Origin of the sequence: Anabaena sp. CCY 0017, assembly GCF_963920885.1 — a bacterium.
GTDB lineage: Bacteria > Cyanobacteriota > Cyanobacteriia > Cyanobacteriales > Nostocaceae > Nodularia.
Genome location: NZ_CAWUDG010000011.1, coordinates 65,134 through 88,529, shown reverse-complemented (window position 1 = coordinate 88,529; position 23,396 = coordinate 65,134). Strand labels below are relative to the sequence as shown.

At 42.1% G+C, this 23,396-nt stretch carries 17 protein-coding genes; 7 read left to right on the top strand and 10 right to left on the bottom strand.

The genetic code is table 11. The features are described 5' to 3' along the window. Positions 1–36: 36 nt before the first annotated feature. Positions 37–963, bottom strand: a complete 927-nt coding sequence (locus ACM0OW_RS14890) for a DUF4349 domain-containing protein (RefSeq protein WP_414550875.1) — start codon at positions 961–963, stop codon at positions 37–39. A 17-nt stretch (positions 964–980) separates the two neighbouring features. Here ACM0OW_RS14890 and ACM0OW_RS14885 point away from each other — a divergent pair, with 17 nt between their 5' ends. Continuing rightward, positions 981–1,295, top strand: a complete 315-nt coding sequence (locus ACM0OW_RS14885) for an HNH endonuclease family protein (RefSeq protein ID WP_414550874.1) — start codon at positions 981–983, stop codon at positions 1,293–1,295. Between the two features lie 216 nt (positions 1,296–1,511). Here ACM0OW_RS14885 and ACM0OW_RS14880 read toward each other — a convergent pair whose 3' ends face one another. The 4 genes from ACM0OW_RS14880 to ACM0OW_RS14865 form a co-directional block, all read right to left on the bottom strand. Then, on the bottom strand, positions 1,512–1,721 hold the full coding sequence (locus ACM0OW_RS14880) for a hypothetical protein (protein WP_414550873.1): 210 nt from the start codon (positions 1,719–1,721) through the stop codon (positions 1,512–1,514). A 246-nt stretch (positions 1,722–1,967) separates the two neighbouring features. Then, positions 1,968–4,598: a DNA polymerase III subunit alpha gene (locus ACM0OW_RS14875; protein ID WP_414550872.1), complete on the bottom strand. Its 2,631-nt coding sequence runs from the start codon at positions 4,596–4,598 to the stop codon at positions 1,968–1,970. Positions 4,599–4,882: 284 nt separating this feature from the next. Next, on the bottom strand, positions 4,883–8,749 hold the full coding sequence (locus ACM0OW_RS14870; RefSeq protein WP_414550871.1) for an ATP-binding protein: 3,867 nt from the start codon (positions 8,747–8,749) through the stop codon (positions 4,883–4,885). Positions 8,750–8,940: 191 nt separating this feature from the next. After that, entirely contained in the window at positions 8,941–11,268 is a 2,328-nt protein-coding gene (locus ACM0OW_RS14865; protein ID WP_414550870.1) for a glycoside hydrolase family 31 protein, read from the bottom strand. Positions 11,269–11,756: 488 nt separating this feature from the next. Between ACM0OW_RS14865 and ACM0OW_RS14860 the strand changes: the two genes are divergently transcribed. The 3 genes from ACM0OW_RS14860 to ACM0OW_RS14850 all read left to right on the top strand — a co-directional run bounded on the left by ACM0OW_RS14860 (position 11,757) and on the right by ACM0OW_RS14850 (position 15,854). Beyond that, positions 11,757–13,292, top strand: coding sequence for an FAD-dependent oxidoreductase (locus tag ACM0OW_RS14860; protein WP_414550869.1), 1,536 nt, complete (start codon positions 11,757–11,759; stop codon positions 13,290–13,292). A 291-nt stretch (positions 13,293–13,583) separates the two neighbouring features. Further along, positions 13,584–14,042 carry a peptide-methionine (S)-S-oxide reductase MsrA gene (gene msrA, locus ACM0OW_RS14855; RefSeq protein ID WP_414550868.1) on the top strand — a complete coding sequence of 153 codons (459 nt, stop codon included), beginning with the start codon at positions 13,584–13,586 and terminating at the stop codon, positions 14,040–14,042. A gap of 414 nt (positions 14,043–14,456) precedes the next feature. Continuing rightward, positions 14,457–15,854 carry a Rieske 2Fe-2S domain-containing protein gene (locus ACM0OW_RS14850; RefSeq protein ID WP_414550867.1) on the top strand — a complete coding sequence of 466 codons (1,398 nt, stop codon included), beginning with the start codon at positions 14,457–14,459 and terminating at the stop codon, positions 15,852–15,854. 24 nt (positions 15,855–15,878) lie between these two features. Here ACM0OW_RS14850 and ACM0OW_RS14845 read toward each other — a convergent pair whose 3' ends face one another. Together ACM0OW_RS14845 and nblR are read right to left on the bottom strand one after the other, a co-directional pair. After that, positions 15,879–16,271 (bottom strand): DUF2237 family protein, encoded by a 393-nt coding sequence (locus ACM0OW_RS14845; RefSeq protein ID WP_414550866.1) that lies wholly within the window; start codon positions 16,269–16,271, stop codon positions 15,879–15,881. Between the two features lie 40 nt (positions 16,272–16,311). After that, on the bottom strand, positions 16,312–16,998 hold the full coding sequence (nblR, locus tag ACM0OW_RS14840; protein ID WP_414550929.1) for a response regulator transcription factor NblR: 687 nt from the start codon (positions 16,996–16,998) through the stop codon (positions 16,312–16,314). 80 nt (positions 16,999–17,078) lie between these two features. On the opposite strand from nblR, the gene ACM0OW_RS14835 reads away from it, so the two are divergent. Continuing rightward, the gene (locus tag ACM0OW_RS14835) at positions 17,079–17,234 is read left to right on the top strand and encodes a hypothetical protein (RefSeq protein ID WP_414550865.1); all 156 of its coding nucleotides are present in this window, start codon (positions 17,079–17,081) and stop codon (positions 17,232–17,234) included. Positions 17,235–17,357: 123 nt separating this feature from the next. Here ACM0OW_RS14835 and ACM0OW_RS14830 read toward each other — a convergent pair whose 3' ends face one another. From ACM0OW_RS14830 to ACM0OW_RS14820, 3 genes are all read right to left on the bottom strand, one after another. Continuing rightward, a complete protein-coding gene (locus ACM0OW_RS14830; protein ID WP_414550864.1) occupies positions 17,358–18,275 on the bottom strand; it encodes an NAD(+) kinase in 918 nt (305 codons plus the stop codon). A 184-nt stretch (positions 18,276–18,459) separates the two neighbouring features. Then, entirely contained in the window at positions 18,460–19,464 is a 1,005-nt protein-coding gene (locus ACM0OW_RS14825) for an SDR family oxidoreductase (protein WP_414550863.1), read from the bottom strand. Positions 19,465–19,695: 231 nt separating this feature from the next. Further along, positions 19,696–19,800, bottom strand: coding sequence for a PetM family cytochrome b6-f complex subunit 7 (locus ACM0OW_RS14820; protein WP_063872377.1), 105 nt, complete (start codon positions 19,798–19,800; stop codon positions 19,696–19,698). 316 nt (positions 19,801–20,116) lie between these two features. Between ACM0OW_RS14820 and pdxA the strand changes: the two genes are divergently transcribed. Beyond that, entirely contained in the window at positions 20,117–21,199 is a 1,083-nt protein-coding gene (gene pdxA / locus ACM0OW_RS14815; protein WP_414550862.1) for a 4-hydroxythreonine-4-phosphate dehydrogenase PdxA, read from the top strand. 378 nt (positions 21,200–21,577) lie between these two features. Next, a complete protein-coding gene (locus ACM0OW_RS14810) occupies positions 21,578–23,305 on the top strand; it encodes a diflavin flavoprotein (RefSeq protein WP_414550861.1) in 1,728 nt (575 codons plus the stop codon). Positions 23,306–23,396 lie beyond the last annotated feature (91 nt).

The window sequence follows — 23,396 nt, the reverse complement described above, 5'->3', positions numbered from 1 at the left end:
AAACTGTAAACTCATTATGTGATTTCAGGAAATTCGTTAATCGGAATGATTTGATTCTGGGATATCTGCCAAAATTGACCTCTGGGTTCGTCGCCAACGAATAACGCCATAGATACCCGCAGCTAAAATGAACCACACCGGAGTGTAAACCATTAACCAAATACCCAATTTCAACAAGCCGACACTCAATTTACCTAATGAGTCAGTGGAGTTATTCCAGGTTTCCTGAATTTGGGACGCTAAGGTAATCTGGGGACTGCTGCTAGATATCGCTGCTTCTAGGTTCAGGGTAATGGTGGAGTATGCAACTTGATTTTTTAAGCTTTTTAATTGAGCATCAATTTGTTCTATGGATTGTCGAACGTTATTCAATTCTTGAGCAACACTTAGCACATCTCTAATGGAACCCGCCCGATCCATAATTTTTTGCAAATTGGCTTCAGTTCGTTGCAGGTTATTTAATCTGGCTTGGAAATCCACCAAGCGATCGCCTACATCTTCGGTGGTAATATTACGATTACTCACAGTGCCTAATTTAGCTAATTCTTTGATAGTAGGTTCTAAAAGATTTTGCGGAACTCGCAGCGTCATCGATGCAGTATGGCGAGAAGTTTCCCGTGTCGGCTGACGTTCGTTTAAACTGATTAAATCTCCTTGTTGTTGATTAATAATTTGGGAGACAGCATCGATACTCTGACTAACAGAGTTAACAATTACAGTCATTGCAGCCTTTTTAATCAGTTGAGGACGGGCGCGGGGTACTGGTGCAGCTTCCGCCTGTTGGGATATAGATTCACTCATTGTAGGTGGTGCTGCTGCGGAATTCTCAAGGCGATCGCTCGAAGACAAAGCCGAATCCAAAGATGGCTGCACAGAAGAAGCACAACTACTAAATATCACCCCACCCAATAAAGCACTCACCAACACAGCAGATTTTTGTGGCGATTTTGTCGAGACTTGCATAATCAACCCCCAGATAGATGAAACTAATCTCAGTATGGCTGGGGAAACAACTCAAACTTGGAATGGTTGCGATTTATGTAACACAAATAGACACGGAAAGCCTTGTTATGAGATTAAATGAGAGTGGTAATTTAACTTTAACTGGACATAACACTAAACTAAGTGATAAATCATTCTTAGAGAAGCGAGATATGAAAGATGGTTTTGCAGATAGTCTTCTGCGTTTGAACCGGACGTTGGCAAAACTTGAAAATTGGAATGAAAAAGAAATTCATAATCGAGCAAATGTTATGGCAAAACTTGCAGTACAAGTCTGGTCATTGCCCATATAAAAATTTAGATGATAAGTAAGTAGGCACGATAAAACCAATGTATGTTTAGTAGAGGTAGGTTGGGTTAAGCGCAGCGCAACCCAACGATAACAATGATTTTGGGTTTCCTTACGTCAACCCAACCTACAATTTTTTGCATCATTTTAAGCTTGACACTTCACTAAAATACTTAAGTTTTTTCATAAATTAAAGCGTAATATCTCTAGGATTATTCTGCTAGCTTGGCTGATAATATTCTTGTTCAAACTTTTCAACTAAAGTAATTAACAGCTGATAAACTTCATTTTCTTCAGGAGTGCGTTCCCGGTGCATTAAATCTTCAACTATCGCTAAAGCTTGCTCATTTTCTGCTTCAGTTTTGATAAGCTTGGGAAGATAAGCTGTTAATAACTCCTTGTATTTATCTGGATTAAAAGTAAGGGTCATTTTACAGTTCTCTTTATAAACGAACCACAGAGACACAGAGGACACAGAGTCATGAAAGTTTAAGTTCAACCCGCGTAGGCGGGTTTCGCCTGTGTAGCCGCGACTTCTAGTCGCCTGGTACAAGATATGAATTTAGCCCTTTTTTATTCGTTTGTGTAGGGTTTCTGATAGGAGAGAAATCCGGGTAAAGTCCTTACTACCTACAAAGCCCCTCCTCGCTTGCGGGGAGGGGTTGGGGTGGGGTTCTTACTCCGGTAAACCATGCACTTGCAGCAAATCTAATTCCTGGGCGAAAATCTCGTCAATTGGCAACATTTGCCCGTCAGTTGTCATGAATTTATGGTCTTTTGTGGCGCGAATAGTTGAACCATCTTCTAGACTATATTCAAATACTTCTTGCTCTCCCCTATTATGCCACTGTGCAATGGGTTGAGTGTAGATATTACCATTATTATCAACACTATAAACACTACACTCAATGGCTTTTTCGACAATTTCCCCAATGGGAATATAGCCATATTCTACTGTTAAAATCTCTGTATCATAGCTTAAACAATATTCTGCAAACTTCAACATTTGCTCAAATAATTCATCGGCTACTTGTTTTTTTACTCCATTCTTCGCCGCACCATCTACGAATTTTTCTCGCTGCTTTTGCATCTCAGAAACTTTTTTCTTACCCATTGCGCGGCGCAGCAAGTCGGCTTGTCCTAGTGTATATCCGGCCATATCTTGAGCAATTTTCATGATTTGCTCTTGATAAACCATAATTCCATAGGTTTCATTTAATATTGGTTCTAAAATAGCACTCTGATAATCAATTGCTTCCCTTCCGTGTTTGCGGTTAATAAACTTGGGAATTAGTCCTGCATCTAAGGGGCCTGGTCGATACAGTGCCAAAATCGAAGAAATATCTTCAATATTAGAAGGTTTCAAATCTCGGACTATCTGACGCATTCCTGAAGATTCTAATTGAAATATTCCTTCTAAATCCCCAGCTTCTAAAAGTTCGTAGGATTGTTTGACATCTTTGGGTAGGTTGCTATGTTCACCTTTGGCTAAGATTTTTTGCGCTTTTCTTTCCTGACCTGTAATTTCATCTGGGTCAATGCGATAGCCTTTGGTTTCTTCAATTAAATCAATTGTTCTTTGAATTAACGTCAGGTTACGTAACCCTAGAAAATCCATTTTTAACAAACCCATTGATTCCAAGTCTTCCATGAAATACTGGGTAATCACTGAACCGTCATTGTTTCTTTGAAGCGGGACAATTTCATCTAAGGGGTCAGCAGATATGACTACACCAGCTGCGTGGACACCAAAGGTTTTGTTGGTTCCTTCAATGCGGATGGCCATATCTAGCCAATGGCGTACATGGGCATTATTATCATATCTTTCTTTAAATTCCGGGGCTGGGGTTTTATCCGAAATCATTACTTTCAATTTCGTGGGTTTACCCCGCACTACTGGAATTAATTTCGCCATTTTGTCTGATTCCCCATAGGGAATATTCAAGACTCTGGCGACATCTTTTAACACAGCTTTGGAAGTCAAACGGTTAAATGTGATGATTTGAGCAACTCTATCTTTACCATATTTTTCTGTTACATATTCAATGACTTTATCACGTTTTTCAATGCAGAAATCTGTATCAATATCAGGCATTGATTTACGTTCTGGGTTCAAGAATCGCTCGAATAGTAAGCCATGATGTACTGGGTCAATGTTGGTAATCTTCATAGCATACGCAACCAATGAACCAGCCGCAGAACCACGACCGGGACCGACAGGAATATTATTATCTCTGGCAAATTTGATGTAATCCCACACCACTAAAAAGTATGTAGAAAAACCCATTGTTTGCAGCATTTTTAATTCATATTCCAATCTCTCTTTATAGACTGCATCTACTTCGCTGCGAGATTTGCGATTTAATCTTTCTAATAATCCTGTCCAAGCTACTTCTTCGGCGTAAGTGTCAGGAGTATGACCAGAGGGTATGGGTGGTGTGGGAATTTGAGGATCACCCATGATATCGTAAACGCCTACCTTATCGGCTACTTCTTCGGTGGTGGCGATCGCCTCAGCAATGATATCATCTGGTAAATGGTCACGAAATAGCTGCTTCATCTCATCGGCAGATTTGAGATATTCTGTGCCGCTATAACGCATCCGTTTATCTTCACTAATTAGCTGTCCAGTTTGAATACATAGTAACGCGTCGTGTGCCTCGACATCAAAACAAGAGATAAAATGAGAGTCGTTAGTAGCAATAAATTTAATATTTAATTCCCGCGCAATTTTAACGATTTCAACATTAACAATGCGGTCTTCTTGGGAACCGTGGTCTTGAATTTCTAAATAATAATCATCACCAAATATTTCTTTATACCATTTAGCAATTTTCCGGGCTGCATCTGGTCGATTACTGAGGATGGCTTGGGGAATTTCTCCACCTAAACAAGCACTGGTAACTATTAAGCCTTCCCGATATTGTTTGAGTAAATCTTTGTTAATACAAGGACGCGAAAAAATTCCTTTACCTTGCACACCTTCGAGGTGGGAAATTGTGGTAATCTTAACTAAGTTCTTGTAACCTTGGGTATTTTTAGCTAAAACGACTTGATGATATTTCGGACGACGTTCTTGTTTAGTGATATCGCCGTTAATAATATACATTTCGTTGCCAATAATTGGCTTAATACTCTTACTACGGCAAATTTTAATTAATTCTACCGCACCATACATGACACCGTGATCGGTGAGTGCGATCGCCTTCATCCCCAAAGATATCGCCTGATCGACCAATTCTGGTAGCTGACTGGCTCCATCAAGTAAACTGTAATCACTATGAATATGTAACGGTACAAAGGACATATAATACTTCTCCAAGCACAAGCTGATAGTAATGCAATATAGCGTTTCCTAGTTGAGTGAGGGACAAGAACCCCACCCCCAACCCCCTCCCCGCAAGCGCTACCGTGTACACACAAATCTTATCAAGTTGCCTAACAGCGTTTCGATCCCCCCTAACCCCCCTTGAGAAGGGGGGAAAATTTCTTAAAGTCCCCCTTTTTAAGGGGGATTTAGGGGGATCAGATCACTTGTGTGTACACCGTAGCCCCGCAAGCGAGGAGGGGGCTATGATATAGCTTATATGATTACGAATTACGAATTACAAGACTCGCCACTACTGTAGCTAACTCAGCCGGCTCAATGGGTTTAGGTAAGTGTAACTGATATCCTTCTTGGATGGCTCTTGTGCGGTCTTCTGCTCTAGCATAAGCTGTTAATGCGGCTGCGGGAATTTTACCGCCTTTTTCTGGTGGTTGCGATCGCACTTTCCGGATTAACGAATAACCATCTTCTTCTGGCATGGCAATATCACTGACTAAAACATCCGGTTTCCAGTCTAAAATCACCTGTAATGCCTCTGAAACCGATTCTACCGCTTTAACTTCGGCTTGGCACTCTTGCAGTACCGTAGTGATAAAATCACGAGTGTCCATTTCGTCATCGACCACCAGCACCCGCACACCTAAAAGCGAGGGAACTGGGGACGGATCAGCAAAATCTGCGTTGTTCCGATTAACTGAATCAGGAATCACTGCCTTAGTTTCTAACAACAGTGGTAACTTAACAGTAAAGGTTGCGCCTTGGTCTTCACCCCGACTATCGACAGAGATAGTACCACCATGCAATTCGACTAAATGACGGACAATCGCTAAACCTAATCCTAAACCGCCATAAGACCTAGTACTAGAGCTATCGGCTTGACGAAAGCGGTCAAAAACATAAGGGAGAAATTCCGGCTTGATCCCAATACCTGTATCAATGACTTGAATTTGAGCATAGCTAGTGATTGTTCTGGCTAATTTTTCACCATCCTCAATGCTCTGGCAAAGTCTAATTTCTACCCTACCGCCTGTAGGTGTAAATTTGATGGCATTAGATAATAAATTCCAGATGATTTGTTGTAACCGCTCAATATCACCAGAAACTAAAAATCTCGAATGATCCGGCTGCATTTCTGGGGAGGGAATCAGAGAAATGCTCAAATCAATTTCTTTGGCTTGGGCGGCTAGGTGAACTGTCTCAATGGCTGACTCAATTAAAGGAACCAAATCGCAAGTACAAACATTGAGATGTAAGTTACCTCTAATCATCCGGGAGATATCTAGCAAGTCTTCTACTAGCTGGGTTTGCATCCTCGCATTGCGTTCAATAGTTTCCATCGCCTTGGCTATTTGAATATCGCTGAGTTTGCGCGATCGCAATAATTGCGCCCAGCCGAGAATAGCATTGAGAGGCGATCGCAACTCATGAGATAATATCGCCAGAAACTCATCCTTCATGCGGTTGGCTTCTCGCAATTGCTCAGTTTGCTGCTGCAAAGAAGTAATTAAACTCGCTCTTTCCATTGCGATCGCGATTTGGTCGCATACAGCTTGCATCATCCCTCTTTGATTTTCACTGAATTGAGAACAACTGCGGCTACCAAAACACACAGTACCCAAAAGCCGTTCCGATGCTATTAACGGATAACTATAAAAAGCTGTAATTCCTAAATCCTGAATTAATGCTGTTCTTGGATCAGTTGATTGCTGAACATTTTCGATATATATAGGATGGCGTTCTTGGGCTACAGTACCGCACAGTGATTGACCAAAATTCAACCACTCATGTTCTTTGGCGATTTCCTCAGAAACACCTGTGAAAGATGCTAGGCGCATTACCTGAGAGTTGTCTTCAGCTAAATAGTTAAAGTAAACATCTAAACCAATCTGTTCCGCCAATTTTTGGTAGAAGCTGTGAATTAATGCTAATGGCTGCTGACTGGATAATAAATCGCTGGCTGTGTTAAATAGCAGCTGTAACCTTCTGTAGTTTAATGTTCTAGCTTTTTCTATTTCCTTGAGATTGGTAATGTCTTGGAAAGCTGATACACAGGTAGCTGGATGACCGTGCATTGCTGGGAGGGTATCAGAAAATATCCTTATAGAGCGTACAGACTCTTTCGTATGCCAGTCCATCTCTAATCCATCCAAACGTTCTCCACGGGCTATCCGCGCCCCTGGTATTTGGTCGTTAGGGATGCGATTTCCTGCCGTATCTGTGCAGTAATATGCTGTGTGATATTCTTTCACTGGGATACCTTTGGGAAACTCACCTCCAGCTAATTCATCCACCGCTCGATTAGCAAAGATGACGCGCCCCGTTTCTGGTTCAATAAACAGTAATGGCAGAGGCATCATATTCAACACATCTTCCAGCCATTTTTGCTCATTTTGGATTGTTTCTTCTACCTGCTTACGTTCCGTAATATCCAAAAACGCGCCAACGCTACCTCTGCTGTTACCCTCCTCATCAAACAATGGGGCGACGTGTTCTAGCAACTTCACAACTTTGCCATTTTCATGAACAATATCCAGTTCACAATTAAGCATTTCCACTCCATGAGCAGCACAGTACTGCATGGGTAGTTCTTCCGGTAATAATTCTCTACCCTCGCTGTAGACTTTAAAATTTGTCGGTTTTTCGGTACCAAGAGCGCTCAGAGAGGCATTTTTATCTGGTGATACTCCCAATTGTTGAGCTAAACAGGGGTTAGCTCTAATAGTTTTGCATTCCGCATCTTCAGCAATGCCAATCCCAATGGGGATGACTTGAAATAAAGTTTGTAATTCCGCAATCCGACGCTGTAAATCCTTATTCAGTTGGACTATTTGTTGCCTTGCTGCCTTGCGTTCACTTAAATCGAGAATAAACACCACTGATTCTTCTCGGTTTTCGCCTACCAATACGTAACCAACTAAAACTGGAATTCGCCTACCATCTTTGTGAATATATTCTTTTTCATAAGGAGTACAAGCACCGTTGAGATTTCCTTGGGCTTCAGCGATTCCTTGCTTATCTAAGTATAGATGCTCTGGAGGTGTGATATTTCGCCAACTTAACTTGCCTGTTAACAGATCCTCACGCGTGTAGCCAATCATCTGGAGAAATGCGTCGTTTGCTTCGTGAATACCTCCATACACATCCCCAAACTTAATTCCAATCACGTTAGCATCTACAAAACTTCTGAGTTTTTCTTCATAAGCCCTGAGTTTTTTTTGCGCCTCATCATGTTGACGACACAGGCGGGAAATTACGGCTGAACTTTGCCAAATAAAAGTTGTAAAAATTATAATTAAAATGATTGCAAATAGCGATAGAGCAAAAGCTGAACCGTATTGTCCGGCTAATTGACCTTGGAGGATTAACCAGCCTAAAATTAATGGTATGGCGATCGCGACCAGCAATAACCGACGCGCAATTAAACCGCCGTAGGTATCACTCATCACTACCTGCATTAATCCCTGATTTGGACGCGTCCACAGCAGTCCTACACAAAGTACAATGAAGGTTAATGCCGTATGTAATGCCATTGATGTTGTGAATGAGGCAATACGGGAGAAGATTTGGACTTTATAGGCATAGCCAATGAGTACCTGTAAAGACATTAAAATTCCTATCAGGGCGCAAATTTGAATATACCAAGAATTACGGCGATTTTTGGGACGCGCCAATATTTCGAGAGCTATACCCACCAAGATAAAATTTAAAGCAGTATTAAACCCCATTCGCCCTGGATGGGATGTAAATAAAGCATTCGGTTGATCCTGGAACAATAACTCGTCAATGCCCAAATTCCAGTTGAACAAATATTGACTGATGGTGAGTAAACCAATTAAGGTAACGACGGCTGCACAAATTCTCGACCAGCGTAAATAAGCAATGCTATAACTGTCCCTTTTACCTTCTCTCATCTGCAACATCCACAACGATGCACCAGATAGTAAAAAGCCTACAGCTGCATTCGGCTTCATGGTCACTACATTGATATCGCCAAACCTTTTGAGAAATTCGATCTCAAATAACCAGCCAAACAGTACCAAAACACCGACTAATACTGGGATGGCACTTGCCACTTGCACCACTCGTAATCTATGTAAATCTTGCAGTTGCAAGCGGTTGATGTTGAACATGGAAGTTTTTACCACCGAACTGTCTAGCGTAATAATGTGTATTATTTCTAAAGAGCTAAAATTTACATAACTACGTAACTTACGCTACCCGCTATTTATCAATTTTTTCTCTATCTATATGCATATTTTTTGCTTGTAAAGTCTACATTAGAGAATAATGGAGACAAAATCATCTATCTCTCAACATAATTTTAAAATTTCAGGCTCCGTCCCCGACCATCATCTGGGAAGCGCTGCTCACCCACGCCCACAAGTTCTACAATTAGGTCACGCGGTGTCGGTGTCCATTTACCTTCTCGGTCGCCAATTTCCACGGTTATTTGGTTCCCTTGTGTAAATATATTGATATTTCTCAGGGAAAAATTTTGCTTTTCATACTCAAAGGTATGTCCATCATCTTCAAAAAAAGTATATATCCCATTACCAGGCCAAACTCGTAACCGGATGTATTCCAGTGGTTGGGCATCAACATATTGGCTGACAGGCTGCATCGGGATAATTGCACCACTACGGACATAAAGAGGCATTTTTTCTAATGGTGCATGAGCCAGGATGTGAGTTTGTCCTACGTAACGTTCACCAGACCACCAGTCATACCAAATACCTTCAGGCAAGTAAACAGAACGATGCTCAACTCCAGGGCGGTAAATTGGTGCAGCCATCAGCGACGCACCCAGTAACACCTGATCGTAGAGACTGTAGGTTTGAGGATCGTTAGGGAAATGATATAATAATGGTCGGATAATCGGTGCGCCCGTTGTGGCTGCTTCCCAAAAAAGATTGTAAATGTATGGTAATAGTTGGTAACGCAGATTAATATACTCTCTACAGATATTTTCAGTGCGATCGCCAAATACCCAAGGTTCATGACGAGCTGTAGATAAAGCCGAATGTCCACGCATCAAAGGATAAAGCATTCCCACCTGCATCCAACGCGCGAATAATTCCGGTGTGGCGTTACCTGCAAAGCCCCCAATATCACAACCCACAAAAGCCACACCCGAAAGTCCCATATTACACAGCATGGGCAAAGACATTTCCAAATGTGACCATAAAGAATGGTTGTCTCCCATCCACACCGCAGACCAACGCTGCACACCAGCATAACCGGAACGCGTCAACACAAACGATCGCTCTGTAGAACGATGACGTTTCAAACCTTCATGAGACGATTTCGCCATCATCAAACCATACAAATTATGCACCTCCCCATGAGTAGCATCAATACCCTGCGGTGCATCCAAAGGAAACCAGATTTTTTGACCACCATCCCCAAAAGGACGATTATCTATAGCAGGTTCATTCATATCATTCCAAATTCCCGCTACACCAATATCTGTCAAACTTTTGTGTAAATCACCCCACCAGTTACCCACATCAGACCGCAAAAAGTCAGGAAAAACAGCCTTATCCGGCCAAACATAGCCGTGAAACAAGACTCCATCAGCTTGACGCACAAAATAATCGTGATCTATTCCTTGGTCAAAAACATGATAATTAGCTTCTGGTTCATACTTCACACCCGGATCAATAATTGTGACTGTTTTAAAACCATCTCCAGCCAAATCAGCAATCATTTTTTCGGGATTTGAGAAGCGTTTAGGACTCCAAGTAAACACCCGATAACCGTGCATATAGTCAATATCGAGGTGAATGACATCGCAAGGAATACGACGTTGGCGAAATTCTCGCGCCAGTTCCCGCACTACGTTTTCTGAGTCGTAACTCCAACGACATTGATGATAGCCCAAAGACCATTTTGGCGGTAGCGACATCCTCCCTGTTAAGTGCGTGTATGTACACAGAATTTGAGCAGGTTCGGGACCATAAATAATATAATAATCTAACTCATTGCCATGAGTTTCCATCTTCCAGACACCAGGTTGTGCCACACCAATATCGAACTGACTCCAGAAGGTAGAGTTTAAAAAGATACCATAGCCCACATCAGGACGCAAAGCCATAAAAAACGGGATAGCCTGGTACATGGCATCAGTGAGGGCATCATAATCTAAAGCATCCACCGTCCAGTTAGTTTTAACTTCGCTGAGTTTATCCAGAAAACCTGTGCGTTCACCAAAGCCATAAAAATGTTCATTGGGAGCAATTTCCTTCCAACCTGCAACCGCACCCATGCGCCAACCCATACTCATTTCTGCATCTTGGGCAAATGGACGATTGGCTTTGTCAAAGCAAGTAATCCGGCAGTTTTGCTTATGTACACACACACGCATTTGAACTGTAATAATTTCTACCGTTGCTTCTGTTTCCCTGACCTCAAAAGGTACTGTTGCCCATTCTGCATCATCTAATGCGATCGCCCAAGAACGGCGGGGTATAAATTCTCCCGTTGGTGCTAGGCGTACACGGACTAAATTGGCAGCAAGTACGCTGATGGTCAGCAGTGCATCACCACAAACAAAACTGAGAGTGCGATCGCTTGTTCTGACAGTTTGCACCGTCCCAATAGTTGTCCACGGTTGGTGAGTTACTGGTAATTTTCCGAAATACTGTGGCATATATATAACTTCTCTAAATTTTGGCTTTCAGGCTGGGTGATTCAGCAGTTTTTAAACTATCAAAATAAAATAACTTGAATTAAAATTAATATTTTTTGATAAATGCTATTGACTGGATTTATCTTACAGCCAAATATTAACATTTATGGGCATTTTCATGATTGCTATATAAATATATATCTAAAGGAATATTATTGTATGTATATCCAAATTATTTAATTGCGAATATCTTTCCTAAGACAGCTATATTTGTTTATCTATATAACAATAGACATAAAATAAAAGCTAGATATTTACTAGTTTTTTAAAGTTTACAGAGGAATTGCATATAATCAAATATTGAAAATTACTTCTGCAAAATAGTAGATTAGCAAAGTCTATCATTCAGCAGATATATCACTAATAAATTAGATTTAGAATCGTACAGAATTTATGATTTCAATAATCTGCTATCAGCAGATCATTTAGACTTGAAAAACTACAAAAATATGCAAAACGATTCTGGGAAAACAACTTCTATTTGGATGACCACAGCAGATGTACCAGATCAATCTGTACTGGCGGAAAATATTCACGCTGATGTGTGCGTCGTCGGTGCAGGGATGGCGGGAATGTCCACTGCTTATATGCTAAGTCGTGAAGGTAAATCAGTAGTGGTGCTAGATGATGGCCCTATTGGTGGGGGTCAAACTAGCCGGACAACGGCTCACCTTTCCAATGTATTGTATCATCGTTACTTTGAACTTGAGGATATCCACGGAGAAGAACGGACAAAGCAGATTGCCCAAAGTCATACTAAAGCAATAGATATCATACAGGCGATCGCCTCTCGTGAACAAATCGACTGTGACTTTGAGCGACTCAACGGTTATCTCTTTTCTCCTGACCTGGAATCTGTGGATGAGATGCAAAGAGAATTAGCCGCAGCACACCGCGCCGGACTAACGAGTGTGGAACTTGTCCCCCAAGCACCAGTAAATGGCTTTGATACAGGAATGTGTCTGCGCTTTCCTCATCAAGGACAATTTGACCCCCTGAAATACCTAGCCGGATTAGCTGAAGCAATTCAACGCCGGGGTGGGAGAATTTATACAGGAACCCACGTACAAAAAATTACAGGTGGTGCGATCGCCCGTGTAGAAACCAGCAATGGTCAAGTTGTGACAGCTGATGCTGTAGTTGTAGCCACCAATTCCCCAATTAGTAACTTAGCTACCATGCACTTCAAGCAGGCGGCTTACATGACATTTGTGATTGGGATCAAAGTTCCTCGCGATTCCATTACCAAAGCCCTTTACTGGGATACTCTCGACCCCTATCACTACATCCGCCTGCAAAATCTCGATGAACAATCTGATGTTTTAATTGTGGGTGGCGAAGACCACAAAACCGGACAAGCTAATGATGCTGATGCCCGATATGCCAGACTAGAAGTGTGGACAAGAGAACGTTTCCCAATGGCGACAGAGAGGTTATTTCGCTGGTCGGGTCAGGTGATGAACGCTGATGATGGCATTGCCTACATTGGCAAAAACCCCCTAGATGAAGATAATATCTACATCGCCACTGGTGACACAGGTTTAGGAATGACCCACGGAACCATCGCCGGAATGCTACTCAATGATATGATTTTGGGGCGAAAAAATACCTGGGCTGAAGTTTACGACCCATTAAGAACCAGAATTGGCGCAACAGGTGATTTTGTCTCTGAAAATATTAACATTGCTACCCAGTATTTAGATTGGGTAACACCAGGGGAAGTTGATTCTGTGGAAAAGATTCCCGCCGGGACAGGTGCAGTAGTGCGTCAAGGCTTAACTAAAATTGCCGCCTACCGAGACGAAAACGGCACTTTGCATGAGCATTCCGCAGTCTGTAGCCACTTAAAATGTATTGTCGCCTGGAATTCTTCAGAAGAAACTTGGGATTGTCCTTGTCATGGTTCGCGGTTTGATGCTAAGGGTAAAGTAATTAATGGCCCGGCGATTGATGGACTTGCACCTGTATATCAGAAGCAAACCTGAAGATGTTAGGGACTGACAAATAAAAAAATCTCCAATTTGTAGGGTGGGTTAGGACGGTAGTCCGTAACCCACCATAAACTTAATGATAATGGTGGGTTAGCGCAGCGTAACCCACCCTACTGGCGTGACAAGCTTAAAATAGTGCATTAGGGAAAAGCAGAAAACATTGATTTATCTCAATTTTCTCAAAAATCTATTGCAACATTTTAGTCTTGCCACGCTACTACTGGCTTTTAAAACATCCTCAGCCAGCACGTTAGTATTTTCAAAGAATTCATATTGCAAACTGTTATGGAAAAAGCGACCTTTGGTGCTGGCTGTTTTTGGGGAGTGGAAGCAGCATTTCGCAAGGTGGAAGGCGTAAAATCAACCTCAGTCGGTTACATGGGTGGGCATTTTCCTAACCCGTGTTATTTAGATGTGTTATCGAGAATTACAGGTCATGCGGAAGTGGTGCAGGTGGAGTATGACCCAGAATCTGTAAGTTATGATGATTTGCTAGCGGTATTTTGGGATATTCATGACCCGACAACTCTCAACCGCCAAGGTGCAGATAAAGGAGAACAATATAGGTCTGTGATATTTTGCCACAACCCGCAGCAGTTAGAAAGAGCGCAGCAGTCAAAGGCTAAACTTCAAATGTCTGGTAAATTTGAGCAAAATATTGTCACACAAATTAAACCTGCGAGTGAATATTATTTAGCCACAGCAGAACATCAGCAGTATTTTGAAAAGAAGGCGCGACGTTAATTGACTTTTGAGGTTGGAGAAGAATTAATTCACATCTTGCACCATTTGAAATCAGCTACAAAACCCGCGCGGAAATAAATTTCCGCGCTCATAGCTAAAGTCCATTAAAATGGACTGAAATATTTTCCAAGTCGTCTTTAGACGACTTTCGCTATCAGACGGGGGTTTGAACCTCCGGCGGGTTATTGCGACGGGTGCAAGATGTGAATATAGCAGTTTTCATGTATTTGAACCACATCTGTCGTCAGGGCGCAAGGCCTTGCGCCCCTACCGCGTGGTCTATTTACCTAAAAATAGCTATATAATTAAAGTGGGTTGGATTGTTAGCTTCAGCGTTGCGAAGCAATGGCAGGAAAGCCAATAGCAAAAATAAATTTTATTATTACTTTTAATTTAAATTAATAACTTAAGAAAATGCTGGATATAGAGCCTAATTTAGGCAATAATTCTGTAGAAGAAATACTTCCCGGTGGTAATGATCCGGATTGCTTTGATTGGCAAGAAGCATGGTATCCTGTCCACTACCTCGAAGATTTAGATAAATCTAAACCCACCCCGTTTACTCTGTTGGGCAAAGATATTGTCATTTGGTGGGATAGGGAAACTCAATCTTGGCAAGCTTTTGTAGACCAATGTCCTCACCGTTTAGCACCGCTTTCTGAAGGTAGAATTAACGAAGATGGGCTGTTAGAGTGTCCTTATCACGGTTGGTCTTTCTCTGGAGATGGTCATTGTCAACGCATTCCCCAACAAGTTGCAGGTGGAACAGCAGAGACTTCTAAACGTGCTTGTGCGACATCTTTACCCACCACGGAACGCCAAGAACTATTATTTGTGTTCGCCGGCAAAGCTGAAAATGCGACAAACACTAAAGTTCCGGTAATTGAACCTCTGCAAGAATCTGCTGAGGGATGGGTTGTAATTAATACTTTTAGAGATGTCCCTTATGATGCCCTGACACTGCTAGAAAATATCCTCGACCCCAGTCATATATCTTTCACACATCATGAAACGGTGGGTAACAGGAAGAATGCAGCACCTTTGGGACTGGAGGTAACTGAATCGGGAAAGCAAGGATTTAAGGGCATTTGGCAGCACGGGTTACGACCAGACCAGACGGGAAAATTATCTACAACCTTCGTCGCCCCGGCTTTGATGTGGCATGATATTAACTCGGAGCGTGGCAGAGTGATCACAAGTGTTTATGCTACACCTATCCGTAAAGGCGAGTGTCGTTTATTTGCTCGTTTTCCCTTTAAGTTTCCTGCTAAACTTCCAGGCTTCTTGATTAAACTCAGACCACGCTGGTATGTCCATATTGGACAAAATGGTGTTTTAGAAGATGACCAAATTTTTCTGCACTATCAAGAACGTTATTTAGCTGCGAAGGGGGGTAGCCCTAATTTTACGAAAGCGTTTTATCTAGCTACTAAAGCTGATAGTTTTGTGTTTGAGTTGCGTCAATGGGTGAACCAATACAAAGCTGAACCTTTTCCGGGTGAAAGTTTCCCGCCAGCAATACCTAAAGAACATCTGCTAGAGAGGTATCATTCTCATACTGTCCATTGTGCCAGTTGTCGAGGTGCGATCGCACAGATTCAACGCCTGAAATTTTGGTGTGGCGTGATAGCAGTATTGGCTTTAGCAAGTATTCCCATATTGGGACTATATTTTGATACTACGTCAGTTTTAGCCGTTGTCCTTGAGACTATCACACCCCTCGCCTTTGGAGCCGCATGGTTAGGACTAACTAAACTTCAGAAACAATTCTACGAGGGAAGAACTGTACCGCCACGTAACTTACCGGATTAATACTCACTCCCTACTCCCCACTCCCTACCTGACGGCGTGTTTTTGCAAATCTTCTAGAGAACACACCTCTAAGGCTCTAGCATGAGTCGCTGCCAGGACAACTGGCGGCGCAACACCAGCTTCTAAAGCTTCTTGCCAACGCGCTGCACATAAACACCAGCGATCTGCTTTAGCAGCAGCGCTGGCGCTATCGCCTGGCCGTAATCCGGGAAAATTAAATTCGGGAACTGGTGTGCTGAGGTCATTTCCCTGCAATTTGGTATATTCTAAAAATTCTGCTGTGACTTGGGCGCAAACAACGTGCATCCCAAAATCCTGACCACCTGTATTACAAAACCCGTCGCGGTAATAGCCAGTCATGGGAGATGTACAGCAACTCTCCAGGTCTGTCCCTAGTACGTTTTTGGCATCTGCCATACTTAATTCCTAATTTTTTGGGATAATTCTCATATTAACTTTAAGACTCGCGTAAAACATAACCCACACCCCGCACTGTTTGAATCAGGCGCTTGTGACTTTCATCTTCAATTTTGAGGCGTAAATAGCGAATGTAAACTTCTATGACATTCGACTCACCCATAAAGTCGTAACCCCAGACGTTTTCTAAAATTTGTTCGCGGGTTAATACTTCACGGGGGTGTTCCATTAAAAATTTTAAGAGTTCAAATTCTTTCATGGTTAAGTCAATTGTCCGCCCGTTATGTATAGCGCGACGGGTGGCGACATCTAAAATTAAATCCCCAAAGCGTAACTGTTCGCTGGTATCAACTTCAGGTTTTAAATAGAGGCGAATTAACTTCAAAAAGTCTTCTGGGCGATAAGGCTTAAGGACATAATCATCAGCCCCAGCTTCTAAACAAGCTACTCGGTCATCTACTGTATCTCTGGCCATGAGTACCAAAACAGGGGCGCACATCCCAGCAATTCTGAGATTTTTACACAACGATAGTCCTGATTCTCCTGAGAGCATCCGGTCTATAACAATTAAAGCAGGTTGGCGATCGCGGGAGTATTGTAAACCGCTAGCCGCATCATGAGCCAAAATCGCTTCATAACCAGCTTCTCGCAAATCAAAGGACAACTGATTTGCTAGACTCTCATCGGTTTCAATCACCAAAACACAGGGACTGTGAGCAATTGTCATCATAATTTGGAATCTTGGATTGGGGATTTAAGATTGTCTAGACCTTCGGAAGAAAGTCCATAAATCAGCCAGATATGTAATTGCAGGTTTTTTATGATGGTAATGCTGAGTGTTTTAACACATTCAAGTATCAGCCATTGAGTTATCAGATGCAATTTTTATCCCTGATTCCTAATTCCATTGTGGATGTAGATAGCGATGGGCAAAGCCCCGCCTCCGGCGATCGCTATCTTTAAACGAAGCTGATTTATTTGTACTATTACAGCCAGGCGTAAATAGGTATACCAGTTCAAAAATTTCCAAATCCCGAAATCAAGACTTTTGACTTTTGACTTCCGCCCTCCGGTAGCCCTACGGTTCTAGGGTAACTCTACTGATGTTGGTTTGGCGATATGTGGTAGACCCCAACCGAGCTTTTCTCGCAAAATGCGGAAGAATTCCGGTGGTTGTAGGCGAATGAATCGGACTTTATAGGGCGATCGCTCTAAATTTACCCGATCCTCTGGGAAAATATAACATCCCCCATTACCATCTACTACCATCACCAGTCGAGGAATATTAACTGCGTAAATGTTAACTATTTCCGTATCTGGAAATACCAACGCCCTGGAAGCTAGGGAGTGGGGACAAATGGGGACTAACTGTAATACAGGTACACCCGGAGTGATCACCGGACCACCAGCGCTTAATGAATAAGCGGTGGAACCTGTGGGGGTAGAAACTATCACACCATCGGCAGCAATATCCACTGGTGCGTGTCGCCCTATGGCGATTTCAAAATGGCACATCGAAGTTAATGGTTCTCGATGCAAAACCATTTCGTTTAAGCACAAAGCTTCCCACAGCACAGACTCACCGCGAAAAACTTTCACAGTCAGCATGGATTGTTCTTCGATTTCAAAATCACCCGCCATTGCCATCTCTATGGCTTGCGGCAGTTGATTTATATAAGTTTCCGTCAAAAATCCCATGTGACCAGTATTCACCGTTAACAGGGGAATACCAGTCGGAGCGACTAGACGCGAAGCTGCTAAAACAGTGCCATCTCCCCCTAAGACCACAGCAAACTTCATTTCTGAGTCAAAACCAGGAGGAGTAAGTCCTTCAATGGGCGTGTGGCACACAGGACTCTCTGGGTTAGAGTAGCCCAATATGCCACCAATACTTCTGGTGACAACTACATCCCAACCGGCTGCGGTGAGACTGTCTTTCAGTTCGATAGCGATGCGACCCGCTATCGGTTTAATGTCATTGTAAATAATGCCTGCTTTCGGCACACTCAAATATCCAAGTTTAAAAGATGCTTTTTACTTATGCCATCGTGACATACTTTGGCCAATGTAGTCATTAGTCTGCAAAAAAATTAGCTCAAACCCCTGAAGAGGCAGGGGTGCAGGGTGCAGGGTGCAGGGGGGAGAAGACGGTAACTTCCCAATGACCAATGACTCATGACAAATAATTTTATTGACTATTAGCTTTGGAAGATTGTTTAAACGGAGTTTTTTTGGGCTTCTCTTTTTTCTTTCTAGATTTAGTTTTCTCGTAGTCTAGCTCTTTGAGTTTCTTCATAATGCGACTGAAATACTCTTGCAGGTAGCTTTCTAGAGTTGTGGTTTGTCCTTGGTCTAAGCCAAAAACTTGGTATACTTCATCCATTGGCGCATTTAACGGTCTACCACTGGCTAAGACTTCTGTAAACTCCAATCTGTCTGCAACATTCCAGCCCCACTGAAAGAAGCGGATGACACGGCGGATGGTACGCAGCAGGTTAATTGGCATTCGGGTGATTCTGGCATCTTTACCAGACAAACGCTCACACAAACCAATGATTTCTTCAGCACTCCAAGGACGAGTACCCACTACAGGGAAAGCTTTATTCTGGGTTTCTGGCACACTCAAACTGCGAATCGCAAATTTAGCAATGTCCAAAGTGTCCATGTAAGCCACGGGGGAAGAATTACCAGTTACCCAAACCGGTTGATTTTCCAAAATCGGAATCCCATATTGACCGATTAAGCCTTGCATAAAGCCAGCTAACCGTAAAATTGTGTAATTTATACCAGATTCAGCTAAAAATACTTCTGTACACCGCTTAATTTCCATCAGTGGCACTTCAGGATACTTCTCGGCATCAAGAATAGAAAAGAATATAAAACGTTCTACACCCGCAGCTTTGGCAGCTTGAATTAATGCTACCTGTCCATCCCAATCGACTTGTTTAATAGTCAGTGAATCTGTAGCACGAGATGTCGCCGCATCAATGACTGCTGTTACACCAGATAGCGCTGCTGTGAGGCTTTCAGGGTTACATAAATCTCCGCGCACTAATTCCGCACCCCATTCTTTGAGAAATGCGGCTCTTTTGGGACTCCGCACCAGACAGCGTACTTTATGCCCCTCATCGATAGCACGACGAGCCACTTGTCTTCCTAAGGTGCCAGTGGCACCGACGATTAATAAAGTCATGAGGGTAGTAATAAATTTTTAACTTTTATGAAATGAATCTTAACAGAATTAGCTCTCTAAACAAAAGTTTACGTTATTTTAATAAACTTTATTCATACAGAAAGGCAGGGGAGTGGGGAGAAGAGGCGGGGGAGCAGGGAGCGGGGGTGAGTTAGAAATTACTTTACATTCCCGGTTGATGCTTCACAACCTTTCCCCTTCTCCCCTGCCCCCGTTCCTCTTCTGCGAGGATTATTCCTCTGCGCCCTGAATTTTCAGTAACAAAGCACCTAAAGCCCAACCCACGAAGATTAAGCTGAAAGACAATAGCGCTGCATTGAGAATTTCGCCGCCCATTGGTGTGATACTCCTTTACGAATGGTTGATGGTCAGTCAATCTTCAGGTTTTCCCTGAGATTGACTGTTTTGGGACTGGTTCAAAAATGCTCACAAATGCTCACATTTTTTTCTTGCTTAAACCCAGAAGTGTAAGCATTTTAATTTTATGTCTACCAATTGCCTGATGTAGTTTTAGGTAAACTAGCTCTACCAAAAGCTCTACAAAGGCTACTGTTTAATTAGACCTGTGTAAATAATTCTAAACCAGTTTGATGATCAATCTCTAATTTTGGCTGATGGCAGTCGTTTATTTACCAGATTGTTAAGTAATATTATGTATCAAAGCACTCAAGATAACACAGTAAATTTATCAAAAGTCAATCGCCCACGTTTGGCGCTGACTCTGGGAGATCCGGCGGGAATTGGCTCTGAAGTCATTTTAAAGGCTTTGGCAGATTCAGCTATTGGTCAAAACTGCGACGTGACTGTGGTAGGTAGTAGGGATTTGCTGATTCAGGTTTATGAAAGGCTGAATGCCACAGATTTAGCAAATCCAGAGGAGTTAAAAGTTATGGATGTGCCATTAGATAGGGATATTGCCAACAATATTATTATAGGTAATGGTAATGCTGCTAGTGGTGCGGCGAGTTTTGCCTATATGGAGTATGCGATCGCCTGCACGCTATCCGGTAAATTTGATGGTATTGTCACAGGCCCCATTGCGAAATCTGCTTGGAAGTTAGCAGGTTACAATTATCCAGGGCAAACGGAGCTTTTAGCCGAAAAATCTGGTGTTGACCGCTTCGGAATGTTATTTGTGGCGCGATCGCCTTATACTAATTGGATACTTAGGACTCTACTTGCAACCACACATATACCTCTTTGTCAAGTAGCTGATACATTAACACCGCAGTTATTGACAAGAAAATTAGATTTACTGGTGGAGTGTTTAGCCGCAGACTTTGGGTTAAAAAATGGGAGAATTGCGATCGCGGGATTAAATCCCCACAGTGGCGAACAGGGACAACTGGGAACAGAAGAACAAGATTGGTTAATTCCCTGGTTAGAACAAGAACGGCAAAAACGCCCCAATTTTCAGCTAGATGGACCCATACCACCAGATACAATGTGGGTTAAACCTGGTCAAGCTTGGTATGGCAATTCTGCTATTCAAAATCCTGCCGATGCTTATTTGGCACTATATCACGACCAAGGCTTAATTCCAGTGAAGTTGATGGCTTTTGACCGCGCCGTGAATACTTCCATTGGTTTACCCTTTGTGCGGACTTCACCAGATCATGGTACAGCATTTGATATTGCAGGTCAGGGAATTGCTGATGCTACGAGTATGAAGGCGGCTATAGAGTTGGCGGCTGAGTTAGTTTGTCAAAGGTTGCGGGTTGGTGGTGTAGAGTAATACCAATTCAAAATATCTCCTTCGGACACGCTGCGTGAACAAAATTCAAAATTAAGAAAGCCAGACATAACAAGGCTTTGATGATGGGTATCTGTCGCATTCTCTTTTTAAAGTGGTGTAACCTTGGTTTTTTCAGCGCTTTCTAGGTTTCAACACAAATTTACTGAACCGCAGAGGCGCAGAGGACGCAGAGTTAAGAACTTTATCATGCAGCATCAAACTAATGATTAGTATTGATGAAAGTCAATGCTGCTTTAATGCGAATAAACCATAAATATTACTAATGAGTAACTTGAGAAATTGACATTTTACTAATTGGAGTTTCTAGTTCAATATAAAAGCATATTGAAGTTTCTAGATTTTTGTAGGTGAAAATTAATGGTCATACTTACAGACAATACTCAAGCTATTAATGTCGGACGTTTAACTGTTCAAACGGTAGAAATTGCTGATCAAACCACTGCTATTCGTTGTCTCGATTGGGATCGGGAGCGTTTTGATGTGGAATTTGTTTTACGAAATGGAACAACATATAACTCATTTTTAATTCAAGCTGAAAAAACTGCTTTAGTTGATACTTCACATCGCAAATTTGAGGAACTATATCTTGAGATAGTGGCAGGTTTAATTGATCCAAATAAAATAGATTATTTGATTATTAGTCATACGGAACCAGACCATAGTGGTTTAGTTAAAGATATTTTACAGTTAGCTCCTGAGATTACGGTTGTTGGTTCTAAGGTAGCAATTCAGTTTCTAGAAAATATGGTTCATCAGCCATTTAAATCGCTGGTGGTAAAAAGCGGACAGCGTTTAGAGTTAGGTAATGGTCACAACTTAGAATTTATATCTGCACCTAACTTACACTGGCCTGATACAATTTTGACTTATGATCACAAAACAGGAATTCTCTACACCTGTGATGTGTTTGGGATGCACTATTGTGATGACGATACCTATGATGAAAATTTCTCCATCATCGAAGATGATTTTAAGTATTACTATGATTGTCTCATGGGACCGAATGCACGGTCAGTTTTAGCAGCTTTAAAACGGATTGGAAACTTAGAAATCAAGACAGTAGCTACAGGTCATGGACCTCTCTTACAACATCATATTCCTCAATGGTTAAACAAGTATCTAACCTGGAGTTTAGAACAAGCTAAAACAGAGATATTAGTTGCTGTATTTTATGCTGAAGATTACGGCTATAGTGAACATTTAGCCCATACTTTGGGTCATGGATGTACTAAAACAGGTGTAGCTGTAGAATTGATAGACATCAATAGTACTGAACCACAAGAAGTCAGAGAATTAGTATCTCAAGCTGCTGGTATAGTGATTGCTATGCCATCGCAATATTCAGTTACGGCTCAAGCTGCTGTAAATACTATTTTGGCAGCTGTGCATCAGAAGCAAACAATCGGTTTATTAGAGTCTGGTGGCGGAGAAGATGAACCTGTTTACCCCTTACGTAATAAGTTTCAAGAGTTAGGATTAGTTGAGGCATTTCCACCTATTCTAATTAAAGAAGCTCCGGTAAAAAGGACAGAACAATTGTGTGAAGAAGCGGGTACAGATATGGGTCAATGGTTGACTCGCGATCGCACTATCAAAAAAAATAAATCCATCAACAGCGATTTAGAAAAAGCTTTAGGCAGAATTAGCACTGGATTATATATCATCACCACCGAAAAAGGTGAACTTCAAAGTGCAATGTTGGCTTCTTGGGTGATACAAGCCAGTTTAAATCCTTTAGGAGTAGCCATTGCAGTTTCTAAAGACCGCGCAATTGAATCCTTAATGCAACGAGGCGATAACTTCGTTTTAAATGTCCTCGGAGAAGATAACTATCAAGGATTAATGAAACATTTCCTCAAGCGTTTTGCTCCTGGTGCAGACCGTTTTGAAGGAGTAAAAACTTATCCAGCAACTAATGGTTCCCCCATCCTCGCAGACTCTTTAGCCTATATGGAATGTGAAATCACCAGCCGCATGGATTGTGGCGACCATTGGGTGATTTACAGCACTGTCGAAACAGGTAGAGTCGCCAATGTCAATGCCATGACCACCGTTCATCATCGCAAAATCGGCAATCATTATTAAATCAATTTTAGATTGAAACCCCATTCCCAATCCCCAATGATATAGCAGTCCTAAATCATTTCTGAACTTCTTAACTTGGCGACATTGGCGA